Below are 12,132 nucleotides of genomic sequence, written 5' to 3'. Positions count from 1 at the left end.
CAGCTCAAGCAAGCAATGACGGCGTTTCTCGCACGCATCCATACGCGGCGGTAACGATGTGATATTTCTGATGCACGGCATTGGCAGCACCCACGACACCGCGACCCTGCGGAGGGACTGCCTGTTGACGCGACATTTCGGGGAACTCTATGACTCATCGTAGCACTGAAGCAGCCTTGTCTGCTTCAACCATGGCTGGACAGCCAGCGTTGGCGCGTTTGCGCGCCCGCGCACAAGCCATTTCGGCACGCGGCGTATTAGCAACGGCGCAACACACACTGACAGTGTTCGGCATTTCCGCCCTGGCGCTGATCGCCCTGCTGATGTTCCGCCCCGACCTGGGCAAGCAACTGACGCACAGCCTGTTCCCGCTGCCGATGGCAGAAGCACAAGCTGTTGAAGCACCGGCGCTGTCGGCACTGATGGAAGCGCCTGCTTCCGTACAAACGGCCGCCGCCAACGAGGCACCTTTGACCAAGGAAGAAAAAGCCTTGCTGGGCACGCAAAAGCAGCAGCAATGGGTTACCACCTGGCTTGCCAAGCGTTACCGCGTAGCCAACGATGCGACCAATATGCTCGTTTCGACGGCCTATCTGACGGCGCGTGAAATCAAGCTCGACCCGTTGCTGATCCTGGCCGTGATGGCCGTCGAATCGGGCTTGAACCCATTCGCCGAAAGCCCCGTGGGCGCACAAGGCTTGATGCAAGTCATGTCAAAAGTACACCATGAACGCTTCCAGGAAATGGGTGGCGTGCAAGCAGCGCTGAATCCGGTCGCCAACATCCGCGTCGGCTCCTTGATCCTGAAAGACTATGTCACGCGTGGCGGCTCCGTCGAAGCGGGCTTGAAAACCTACGTGGGCGCCGCCAACTTCGCCACCGACTCGGGCTACGGCTCGCGCGTGCTGGCCGAATACCGTCGTCTGAAGCAAGTATCGAACGGCCAGCGCGTGCCGACCACCACGCCAGTGATGGCATCGAACACGCCAGCGCCAGCCAAGGCCACGCTGGCCGAAAGCGGCAGCATCAGCCTCAAGATGGCAACGCACAACGAGATCGCCGGCCTGTGACCCTTTAGAAGCCCTCACAGGGCTAGCAAAAATAGTCTCCAATAAAAAAGCCACCGCACGCAAAGTGCCGGTGGCTTTTTTATTGGCTGCGGCTATCACCGCAGAATCTGTGTCTCTATTACTTGCGCTTGTTGGCGTTGACTTCGTCCTCGCGCAATTTCACTGCCAGCTTGTCGAGCACGCCGTTCACATATTTGTGGCCGTCGATGCCGCCAAACGACTTGGCCAGCTCGACCGCTTCGTTGATGACAACGCGGTACGGGATTTCCATGTTGTTCTTCAGCTCGAAAGCGCCGATCAGCAAGATGCCGTGTTCGATGGGCGACAGTTCGGCGATATTGCGGTCGATCAAAGGAGCCATGCTGTCGCGCAGCGCCAGCGAATCCTTGATGGCGCCGTACAGCAGCACCGTGAAATGATCGCCATCGGCCTTGTCGAAGCCGTGCGCGGCGCGAATATTGTTGACGACGGTGGTCGCGTCTTCATTGTTCAGCAGCCACTGATACAAGCCCTGCAGCGCAAACTCGCGCGCGCGGTGACGCGGCGTGCGGTTTTTGCTGGGATTGGCGAGCAAATTTTTCTCAGTCATGATTGTTACCTGTTCTTAAGTACGTGTTCACTACAAATTCCGGCGAGACATTGCGGCGTGCTTTTAGGCAGCGCAGCCGCAATTAAAGCGTGCGTGAGAAGGATGTCAGGGCAAGGCGCGAAACCGAAGACAGTACGCAAGTACGGCGAGGCCTTGCAACGCAGCCATGGCATTCTTGTCACCCGCGCTTAATCTTCGTCGGATTCTTGCAACTCTTCTAGCGCTTGCGCCAAATTAGCCATTTCCACTGCCACGCGTGCCGCTTCGGCTCCCTTGACCAGCATGCGCACTTCCGCCTGCTCGTCGTTTTCGGTCGTCAACACTGCGTTGGCGATAGGAATGCCGTAATCGAGACCGATGCGCGTGATGCCCGCGCCCGATTCGTTCGATACCAGCTCGAAGTGATAGGTTTCACCGCGAATCACGGCGCCCAATGCGATCAGGGCATCGAATTGCTCGGTTTCTGCCATTTTTTGCAGAATCAGTGGGATTTCCAGGGCGCCCGGCACGGTCACGTGCAGGATATCTTCATCGGCCACGCCCAGCTTGCTCAACTCTTCCAGGCATGCCGACAGCAAGCCACCACCGACGATTTCATTGAATCGTGCCTGGACGATACCGACGCGCAAACCTTCGCCGGCAAAATTGGTTTCATAGGTTCCTACGGTCATCATATGCCTCTTTATAAGTGTTCAGCGGCGGCGCCGCGCGCCGGGCCGCTGAAGATTGTGTATCAATTACTTCTGCTCGCCAGGGCACTGAAAACCCGTCACTTCCAGGTCGAAACCGACCATCGACGGCATTTTGCGCGGGCTCGCCAGCAATTTCATCTTGCTCACGCCCAGGTCGCGCAAGATTTGCGCGCCGATGCCGTAGCTGCGCAAGTCCATGCTGGCGGCACGGCCTTTCGGCTTGGCTTGCGGCGTGTCGAGTGCAGCGAACTGCGCAAACAGTTCACTCGAGGTCTCGCCACAGTTCAGCAAGACCATCACGCCCCGCTCGGACTGCTTGATGGCAGCCATCGAGGCGGCCACCGTCCACGAGTGGGTGGTCGCTTCGTTTTCCAGCACATCGAGCAGCGAGACAGGCTGGTGCACGCGCACCAGCGCTTCCTGGTCGGATACCAGATCACCGTGCACGAGGGCCAGGTGGGCCGACGAGCTGGGCTTGTCACGGAAGGCGATCAAACGGAAATCGCCGTGCGCCGTGCGCAAGGTGCGCTCGGCAACGCGCTCGACCAGCGATTCCGTCTGGCTGCGGTAATGGATCAAGTCGGCAATCGTGCCGATTTTCAAGCCGTGTTGCTCGGCAAACACCAGCAAGTCCGGCAGGCGCGCCATGGTGCCGTCGTCCTTCATGATTTCGCAAATCACGGACGCGGGCGTCAGGCCAGCCATGGCAGTGAGGTCGCAACCGGCTTCCGTGTGGCCTGCGCGCATCAGCACGCCGCCTTTTTGGGCTTTCAGCGGGAAGATATGGCCAGGCTGGACGATATCGCTGGGCTGCGTGCCCTTGGCAACAGCCACCTCGATGGTCTTGGCGCGGTCGGCAGCGGAGATACCCGTCGTCACGCCTTCGGCCGCTTCGATCGAGACGGTAAAGTTGGTGCCATAGGCGGTGCCGTTGCGCGACGTCATCATCGACAGGTTCAGCTCGTCGCAACGCTCTTCCGTCAGGGTCAGGCACACCAGGCCACGCGCATGCGTGATCATGAAATTGATGGCTTCAGGCGTCACGAAATCGGCGGCAAGCACCAGATCGCCTTCATTTTCCCGGTCTTCTTCATCGACCAGTATCACCATGCGGCCCGCGCGCAATTCAGCGACGATCTCTTCGGTGCTGGAAATAGACATTATTCATCCTCTTAGGACGCCTGTCAAAACCTGCTGCGCGTGAGTACGGGCGGCCTGCGACGGGCAAAGTACCTTGGTACGCTTGCGCTTCTCAGCCACCTCTCCCTTGCGCTCGCCACGATTTTGCCTAGCGTTGTTAATGAAACTAAAAACTGCAACATGGAGCGCGAAGATTCCGCGAATTTGCAGGAATTTTCTTATAGTCTGCTATTTTAAAGGATTTAGCGCTTGCAGGCCTGAAATAAGACAGCTTTGCGGCATGCGCGCCGCAGCCTGCCCCACAAAGCGCCAATTGCCCGACCCGGCGCAGACAAAGGCGGCAAAACGCGCGCCGCCGGCCTTGCAAAGGGCCCGGCATATTCGACTCAGCACATTCGACTCAGCACATTCGGCTCGGCACATTGACTGCCGCTTCGCACCCCGTAGTTTGCGCCGCAGCAGGCGCTCCTTTTCGCACCCCTTAGTTTGCACCGTAGCAGGCGCTCCTTGTTCCTTTTCGCACCCCTTAGTTTGCACCGTAGCAGGCGCTCCTTATTACCGTGGAAGCAAGCCTGCTGCCCTAGATTTTAGGGACGGGCTTGACGGCTTCCACGGGGGCCACCGGGGCCACCAGCGGCAGGCGCGAGTCGCTGGCCGGCATTGGCCCATGCATCAAGCCAGGATTGAGGGCGGCATTGTTCACATGATACGCGGCGATGGCCGCAGCCACGGACGGGTCTTGCGCTGACGGCGGCGGCATGGCCATGCCCGCATTTTGCGCGGCCAGCTCTTGCGCTTGCGCATTTTTCTGGGCTAACTGCGCTTGCGCCGTCGCCTGGCCCGCATCGGCCTGCACTTGCGCTGCGCCTGCCAGCGCCGGGGCAGCACGCGCGACCTCCTCTTGCTGCGTCGGCAGCGCGACAAGCGTCAGATCGGCCTCGACATTGGTCGCCAGTAAAGCGCCCTGCTGCCGGGCCAGCGCGGCACCGGCCTGTGCCAGCACGTCCGTTCCCTGTTGCAGGGCGTCCAGCGTGGCATTGCTGTCGGCCGCATACGCGGCCTGCAACGTTGCTGCATTCACCTCTCCATTGCGCAAATCGATGCCGATGCGGGCCAAGCCCGCCTGCGCCAGCGCAGCCGTCGCATTCATCGTGCCATCGCCTGACAGCACATCGTAGCGCTGCGCCAGGCTGCCCGCCGTGTCGCCGGCCGTCGCCAGTTGGCTGGCATTGATCGTGCTCGTTTGCAGCTGGCTCAACGATGCCGTCAACTGCCGCGCCAGCACCAGCAAGTCGTCATTGACATTGACGCGGGCATTGGCTGCCATGGCCTCGTCCGTGACGCCCTGCAAGGCCAGCAGTTGCCGGCGCGACAAGGCCACCCCGGACAGAAACTGGCCCAGCGCAGAGAGCTCGACCTGGGTCGATGGCAGCACGGCAAGCGTTGCTGGCGCGCCAGACGACGGCACAGGCGATGCTGGCGCCAGCGCCGCCGCCTCGCCCACGCGGGGCGTCGCCGGTATGGCATTAGGCACGCTTGCGCGCGAAATCGGGTCCATGCCTGGCCTCCACTACGCAAAGCTACATAGTATGCGCGTAGTGACGACAAGCGGCACACGCTAGGCCAGGCACCGCTGTATTGCTACACTCGATAGCTTCGCTGCATCACTACGCTTGGTAGCTGTGTTCGGTACCGTGTTCAGCGCCAGCCTTGTCCAGCGACAGCATGCGCTCGACATAGCGGGCGATCAAGTCGATTTCCAGGTTGACCTTGCCACCGACCGTCATGTGTTTCAGGGTCGTCATGGCGATCGTGTGCGGAATCAGGTTGATCGAGAAGCGGCAGCCGTTGACGGCACCCGCGCCCAGGTCTTCCACGCGATTGACGGTCAGGGACACGCCATTGACGACGACAGAACCTTTGATGGCCAGGTATTTCGCCAAGGTGTGCGGCGCTTCGATGACCAGTTCCCACGATTCGCCCACGGCTTCAAATTTGCGCACGATGCCCAAGCCGTCGACGTGGCCCGATACCAGGTGGCCGCCCAGGCGCTCGGCCAGGGTCAGGGCTTTTTCCAGGTTCACTTCCGTGGCGGTATCGAGGCCCGCGGTGCAATTGAGGCTTTCACGCGAGACATCGACGGCAAAGCCCGTATCCGTTTTTTCCACCACCGTCATGCAAGCGCCATTGATGGCGATCGAATCGCCCAGGGCCACGTCGGCCAGCGGCAAGCCGCCCGCATGGATGCTCAAGCGCACGCCTGCATCGAGGCCGCCGTCGAGCGCTTGCACGGTTTCAATCTTGCCGATGGCGGCAACAATTCCTGTAAACATGGAGCTAACCTTAAAAAAGTATAAAAAAAATATCAATTGCGCTAGGCGAATCTAGCAAGGATACGCAAATCTTCGCCCACTTGCTGAACCTGGTGAAATTGCAAAGTACGTTGCTGTTTGAGATCCGTCAATGCGGGCAAGGCAAACATGCCTTGCGCATCGCCCAACAAGGTGGGCGCCAGGTAGACCAGCAGTTCGTCGACGCAGCCTTCGCGGATCAGCGAGCCGTTCAGCCTGGCGCCGGCCTCGACGTGGACTTCATTGATTTGCCGGCGACCCAGTTCCTGCATCAACGCGGCCAGGTCTACCTTGCCAGCCGCGTTCGGCAACAGAATGACTTCCGCGCCCAAGGCGCGCAGCTGCGCTTGCTTCTCGGGATGGGCGACAGCGGCCACGATCCACGTGCCGCCGCCGGCAAGGATGCGTGCATCAAGGCTGATGTCGAGCCGGCTGTCGACGACGATGCGGCGCGGCTGGCGCGGCGTTTCGACGGCGCGCACGTTCAATTGCGGATCGTCCGCCTTGAGCGTGCCGATGCCCGTCAGGATCGCGCAGGCGCGCGCACGCCACGCATGGCCGTCGGCGCGCGCTGCCGCCCCCGTGATCCACTGGCTTTGCCCATTGTGCAAGGCTGTCATGCCATCGAGGCTGGCCGCCGTTTTCATGCGCACCCACGGCTTGCCGCGCTGCATGCGCGAAAAGAAGCCGATGTTCATTTCATGTGCCTGCTCCGCCAGCACCCCCGTGGTGACGGCGATGCCGGCCGCTTCCAGCTTGGCCAGCCCCTGCCCCGCCACCAGCGGGTTCGGGTCCGTCATGGCGGCCACGACGCGCCCCAGCCCGGCGCGCACAAGCGCATCGGAACAAGGCGGCGTACGGCCATGGTGGTTGCACGGTTCCAGCGTGACATAGGCGGTGGCGCCGCGCACGTCGTTGCCGCGCGCCGCCGCATTGGCCAGCGCTTGCACCTCGGCATGATCGTGCCCGGCCGCCTGCGTCACGCCGGCACCGATCACCTGGCCATCCTTGACGATCACGCAGCCGATGCGGGGATTCGGCGAGGTCGTGTATAAACCGCGCGCCGCCCATTCCAGCGCCAGACGCATGCCATCGATATCGTTCAGTATTTCCACGGGCTTCTTTAATAGTGAGTAATGGGTAAGCAACAGGTATTTCAGGTGATCCAGGTGTTTCAGGTGATCCAGGTGATTCAGATGAGCCGGCTCAGGAACTGTCGGCCACGCCGCTGCAATTGACCGTTTGCTGCTGCGGGTCGCACACACGCACCCTGCCCAGCATATTGATTTTAATATGCCGCACCTGCTTTCCCAAAGTCAGGGTCAAGGTACCCCAGCGCGCTGCCAGGCTATTGCTTGCGCTGCAACTGCGCCCTGCGCCATTGTAGGCGATATAAAACGGCGCCGTGGCCGACGAAAACGCGAACTGGGTCGTGATGCCTGACGGCAACGGCCCCTGGCGCAACAGCAATTCGTCAGCACCGTCGAACACCAGATTGGCATTCTGGTCGACAAAGATCAGCCAGCCAGCGCCCCAGTCCGTGCCGCCGGCTCCGGCCGGCATCAACAGCACGCGCTGTCCGCGCGCCATCGCCTGCGCCCGCGTCAATTCGATAGCCGAGAACAAGTCCATGACTGCCGCGCGCATTTGCTGGCGCGCCAGCAAATGCGGCAAGGCGGGCATGGCAGCGGCCGCCAACAACGCGGCAATCACCAGCACGGCCAGTAATTCGAGCAAGGTATGCCCGTTCCAGCGTGGCCGCCGCTGCGCGAGCATGAGCTAGGGCCAGCAATGGCTGGCGGGACCGCTGCTGCTGCGCTGACCCGTGCTGCGCAAGGAGAGGACGCCGCAATCGGCATCCTGAAACTGCGCATCGACCTTGGCGGTGCCGGGCAGGGCCCGCAACAACACGCATTGCTTGATTGTTAATCCGGGACAGGCAAGCGCCTCGATTTCATACGCGCTGCCAGCGGCGCCCCCTTCGCCGGACCACCATGGAAACGCTTGCACCTGCGGCGCCGGCAAGGCCGATGAAAAGGCCAGATAGTGATTATTTTGCGAATAATAACGTTCCTGCTGCTGCATCAGCCGCAGCAGGGCCGCCTGCCCCTGCACCCGCTTGGCGCGTACGACATGGCCGTGATAAGCGGGCACGGCCAGCGCCAGCAGCAGGCTCGTGATCGCCAGCGCGGCCAGCAGTTCGATCAGGCTAAAGCCGCAGATGCTGCCGCTATTTGCAACGGGCCTGTACCGCCTTGCAAGCGCAGCCATGCGCCCTCCTCTCTCGCAAAAACGCCAGCCGCTGCGCTGGCGTCGCCCTCTGCGTCCGCTTTCAGCTCGTCAACGTCGACATGCCAAGCATGCCGGCCCTATTTTTTCTTCGCCGCCTGGTGCAATTCGCGCCAGTTCGCCACTTCTCGCCAGCTGAGGCGCCGCGCCGGCAACGGTGCGCTGAGGACCTTGATGCCCACCGCGCTGGCGGCAGCGGACAAGCCGGGCTGCAACACGAGCAGTTGCTTGCGTCCCTCGGCACGCCCTGCCGCCGTCACGGCGCCCACCGTGCTGCTCAGTTCCAATGCCAGCGGCGGCGCGCGCGCCAGGCCATCGAACAAACGCCCCGTCTGCGCGCCCGCCTGCACGATACCGGCGCTATCGGCGGCAAAGCCGCTCAGTACATCGAGCACATACAGGCGCGTGGCGGGCTTGGCACAAGGGTCGCGCCCAGGCAGGACGGTGTTGAACATCACCTTGCCGGCAGCGAGCACGGCACTGCTGATGCTGCGTTCGCCCGTCTGCGCAGGATTGAGAAAATCGAAGTACCAACCGCGCATGGCGGCGCTACCCGTATAACGGAGCTCGGCGCCATCGAGACGCACGCCGCCCACCGCCTCGCCCAAGCTGCGCGGCTCCAGGTCAGCCCGGCTGCGCGTAGGAGAAGCGGCCTGCAAATCATCGTGCACGGCATAAAACGACTGTGGCAAAAAAGCGGCCGGCCAGGTATCGGCCGCTTCGACCAGCTTGCCCGTGCCGAACAACAGCAGATAGCCGCCACCGGGCGCATAAGCCACATTCAACTGCTGCGTCACGGGCTGGCGCCGGCCCTGCGCATCGCGCGCCACAAACACCAGCTTGCGCCCCTGGCCATCCTTCCACGGCGGCGCGCCAGCCATGTCAAGGCGCCAGATATTGCCCTGCAAATCGCCAGCATACACATGGGCCAGCGCGCCGTCGCTGCCCGCCACCACGGCGGCGGGCGGACCCAGCGCCTGGGGCAAGGCGTCCGCGTCTGCGTCCGCATTCGGGTTTGCGTGTGCGTCCGCACCACTGTCATGGCCGCCATCGCCGCCGCTGGCCACGGGCACCTTGAGCCGGAAGTAATTGCTTCCCAACACCCAGGGTGTGCCGGGCGCCTTGTCCAACGCCAGCAGGAAAATGGCGGCGGCCGATGCGGGCGCCGTCGTATTCTTGCCATCGCTCACATAGTTGTTATAAGCGCTGGCGACGATGGCGAAATCGCGGTAGGCCAGCGCGCCTTCTTTGCCACCCATGTTGATGCGGGCAAAGGCGGGCGCTGCGCGCACATTGCCCATCAGCTTGTCATCGCGGTCCGTGAATTCCCACAGCGCCCCGTCCTGCGCGAAGCGCGCCGGGTCGGTGATATCGAGCGCAAACACGCCCTGCGCGCCGCCGCCCATGCCCGACACCAGCACCGTCTTCCAGCGTCCCGATGCCTGCACTTGCGCCGTTGCCGCCGCGCCGTCGAGCAGCGGTCCCGCACTGTAGTGAGTGCTCGCAGCGGCTGGAGCAAGGTGCAGCAGGGCTTGCGGCAGATAGGCAAACAATTCCCTGCCCGTGCGCGCATCGAATGCATGCAGCAAGCCATCGTTGGCGCCCAGGTACAGCATTTTCCGGCGCTGCAGCAACGCCTTGCGGTGCAAGCCATAAGCGGTGCCCGGCATGCCCAGACCCGGCGCGCCCACATACAGTAAATTGCCGTGCGGCGCCGCGCCCAGGCTGCCGGTGCGGCGCCGCAGGAAGCCGCCTGGCTGGCCCACTTCGTGCGTGCGCTCGCCCAGCAGATATGCGAGGCGCGCCTCCGCATGGCCCGCCTGGCCATCGCCACCCTCGAATGCGTTGCGCTGCTGTGCATCGAGCCGCTTCCATTCCAGCGGCATCAAGCTGCCCTGGGGGGCAAGCGTATAGACGGGACGCAAGGCGGCAGGCGCAGCATCGGGCAGCAACTTCTCCTGCCCGCCAACGCGCCACAATGACTTACCGGGAAGCAATGCAGCATCGGCAGCCACGGCAAACGCGGTGCGCGACAAGCTCATGGCACCATCGGCCAGGCGCATCTGCGTCTGGAACCAATATGCCTCTTCAGCGCCGCTGGCCAGCGCCAGCAGGGCCGGCCCCGCCAGCGTCGCGGGCAAGCTACCCTTGTCGGCGGCCACAAAAGCGGCGCGCAAGCCCGCGATCAGGGCGGCCGGATCACTGCCCGGCAGGTAATGGGTGGGCCAGCGGCCATCCACGCTCCACTCCTCCAGCGCATTGCCCGACGCGCTACTGTAGGGGTTGGCGTCGCCGTTCGTATCGAGAAAACCGCCATATTTGGCCGCCAGAAATAAGGGAGTAGCATCGGGCACGCCCGCCGGGTCGCCCTGGCGCAAGTCGCCCGCATAGTGATCGATGCGGGCCATGCCGGCGTTCTTGGCGCCAGGGCGCAGTGCCTGCACATGCGACCAGTAGGCCAAGCCCGCCGCATGGTAGCTGGCGCCGCGCACTCCGTGGGCCAGCAATTCCAGTGCTGCCAGCTCGGGCCGTGGTGCAGGATTACCTTGCGCAGCGCCACTTTCCAGGCTACCGACCGCATGCGTCCAGGCCATCGCATCGAACGGCGGCGACGCAAAGCCATCGGCGGCGCGCGCGCGGTCGCCGTTTGACGGGGGCGTCGCCGCAATATTGCCGGGTACGTAACGGTCGCCTGCCATGCCCGCATCGCCGAGGCTGACGACGCTATGGCGCTGACAGCTGACGCTGCGCGGGTCGCGCCAAACCGTCACGACCGGCAAGCCGTCGTCGATGGCGGGCGGCACCGTGGCGGGCGGCAGTACGGCGCTCGCTTGGCGTCCCTGCAGGTAGCGCAGTGATTCGTACAGCAATTCGGCCAGCGGAGCCGCGCTGGCGTAGGCACCGGGACGCTCCGCATTACTGCGGCCCAGGCCATTGATGTAAGCGCCCACCGCGCCGCCTGATTTGGCAGCTTGCGCCACATACACGCCATTGACGCGATTCCACTCGGCATCGGGATTGTCTTGCGGCAAGAAATCGGGCGCCGTCCAACGCTGCGGTCCCACGTGGGCCAGCGGCGCGCGCAACACGCCGCCATACACGGGGCCTAGGCTGGCGGGCAAGCCGTTCAAGTGGCCAAACACGCCCACGCGCACCCTGCCGCCATGGCGCTGCACGGCACCCACCGGCTTGTAGTTTTTGCCATACGCCAAGCACAAGTCGTCGCGCAACGGCCCCTCATCGGCGTCGCAGACGCGCACGCGCGCCAGGAACACGCCGTGCGTGGCAGCGCTGCCGGGCGCGTCGCAACTGCCGCCCACAGGCTGGCCGAGGCTGGCGTCGCTGAACAGCAGGCGGTTGCGGCAGGAAACGATGGCCAGTCGCGCCAGCGCAAACGGTGTCGCCGCCGCCACGCCGTCCTGCAAGACCTTGCGCGGAAAAAAGAGAGGATGGGCAAAAAAGTCGATGGGACCGTCGGCATTGGGCAGATACGCGCGCTGCAGCACCGTCTTGCGCACTTCATCGATGACGCGGTCGCCGCCCGTCAAGGCATAGCGCACGATGTCGAGCATGCTGGCACTGGCCCAGTTAAGAAAGTTGCCACTAAAACTATCGCCGCCGCAGCCGTGCAGCGCATCGGCCGGTTTCAGCGCGGAAAAGTAAGCGGTCGCTACGCGCAAGTCCGGCAACATGGCGCCATCCTTGATGCGATACGGATAGCCATAGCACATGCGCGCATGAAAATAGCCGGCGTACTCGCGCTGCGGCGCATAGTCGCCGCCGTGCGCGGCAGCGGCCGCAGCATGCGTCAACGATAGATTGAGCAGCAGATTGGGCGGCACGCGGGCAGCGTGCAAGCCAGCGTCGGCCCGCACCAGCGCCACCGGGGGAACCGCGGCAAAGGCGCCGCCGCCAGCCAGGACAGCGAGCAGCAGCGAGCAGACGCGGCCAGCGCGCCGCGAGGCGGACAAGCAATATGACAAGCGAGCGAACAAGCAAGC

At 63.3% G+C, this 12,132-nt stretch carries 10 protein-coding genes; 1 reads left to right on the top strand and 9 read right to left on the bottom strand.

The genetic code is table 11. From position 1 onward, the window contains the following. Positions 1 to 149 precede the first annotated feature (149 nt). Positions 150 to 1,070, top strand: coding sequence for a lytic transglycosylase domain-containing protein (locus H4V96_RS05910; protein WP_029496247.1), 921 nt, complete (start codon positions 150 to 152; stop codon positions 1,068 to 1,070). A gap of 118 nt (positions 1,071 to 1,188) precedes the next feature. Here the strand turns inward: H4V96_RS05910 and nusB are convergent, their stop codons facing one another. The 9 genes from nusB to H4V96_RS05865 form a co-directional block, all read right to left on the bottom strand. Further along, positions 1,189 to 1,659, bottom strand: coding sequence for a transcription antitermination factor NusB (gene nusB, locus H4V96_RS05905; protein WP_010396180.1), 471 nt, complete (start codon positions 1,657 to 1,659; stop codon positions 1,189 to 1,191). Positions 1,660 to 1,847: 188 nt separating this feature from the next. Beyond that, positions 1,848 to 2,330 carry a 6,7-dimethyl-8-ribityllumazine synthase gene (gene ribH / locus H4V96_RS05900; protein ID WP_010396177.1) on the bottom strand — a complete coding sequence of 161 codons (483 nt, stop codon included), beginning with the start codon at positions 2,328 to 2,330 and terminating at the stop codon, positions 1,848 to 1,850. A gap of 66 nt (positions 2,331 to 2,396) precedes the next feature. Further along, positions 2,397 to 3,512: a bifunctional 3,4-dihydroxy-2-butanone-4-phosphate synthase/GTP cyclohydrolase II gene (ribBA, locus tag H4V96_RS05895; protein ID WP_010396175.1), complete on the bottom strand. Its 1,116-nt coding sequence runs from the start codon at positions 3,510 to 3,512 to the stop codon at positions 2,397 to 2,399. A gap of 559 nt (positions 3,513 to 4,071) precedes the next feature. Beyond that, positions 4,072 to 5,049, bottom strand: coding sequence for a hypothetical protein (locus tag H4V96_RS05890; protein ID WP_196856121.1), 978 nt, complete (start codon positions 5,047 to 5,049; stop codon positions 4,072 to 4,074). Positions 5,050 to 5,158: 109 nt separating this feature from the next. Then, complete coding sequence (locus H4V96_RS05885; protein WP_010396171.1) at positions 5,159 to 5,824, bottom strand: riboflavin synthase; 666 nt, start codon at positions 5,822 to 5,824, stop codon at positions 5,159 to 5,161. Positions 5,825 to 5,865: 41 nt separating this feature from the next. After that, on the bottom strand, positions 5,866 to 6,930 hold the full coding sequence (ribD, locus tag H4V96_RS05880) for a bifunctional diaminohydroxyphosphoribosylaminopyrimidine deaminase/5-amino-6-(5-phosphoribosylamino)uracil reductase RibD (RefSeq protein ID WP_193365521.1): 1,065 nt from the start codon (positions 6,928 to 6,930) through the stop codon (positions 5,866 to 5,868). 118 nt (positions 6,931 to 7,048) lie between these two features. Then, positions 7,049 to 7,618, bottom strand: coding sequence for a GspH/FimT family protein (locus H4V96_RS05875; RefSeq protein WP_280720756.1), 570 nt, complete (start codon positions 7,616 to 7,618; stop codon positions 7,049 to 7,051). Between the two features lie 3 nt (positions 7,619 to 7,621). Further along, on the bottom strand, positions 7,622 to 8,113 hold the full coding sequence (locus H4V96_RS05870) for a type IV pilin protein (RefSeq protein ID WP_196856123.1): 492 nt from the start codon (positions 8,111 to 8,113) through the stop codon (positions 7,622 to 7,624). A gap of 98 nt (positions 8,114 to 8,211) precedes the next feature. Further along, a complete protein-coding gene (locus H4V96_RS05865; protein ID WP_196856124.1) occupies positions 8,212 to 12,102 on the bottom strand; it encodes a PilC/PilY family type IV pilus protein in 3,891 nt (1,296 codons plus the stop codon). Positions 12,103 to 12,132: the final 30 nt, after the last annotated feature.

Source organism: Janthinobacterium sp. CG_23.4 (genome assembly GCF_029892305.1).
Taxonomy (GTDB): Bacteria; Pseudomonadota; Gammaproteobacteria; order Burkholderiales; family Burkholderiaceae_D; genus Janthinobacterium; species Janthinobacterium lividum_D.
This window is presented reverse-complemented; position numbering and strand designations above follow the sequence as displayed.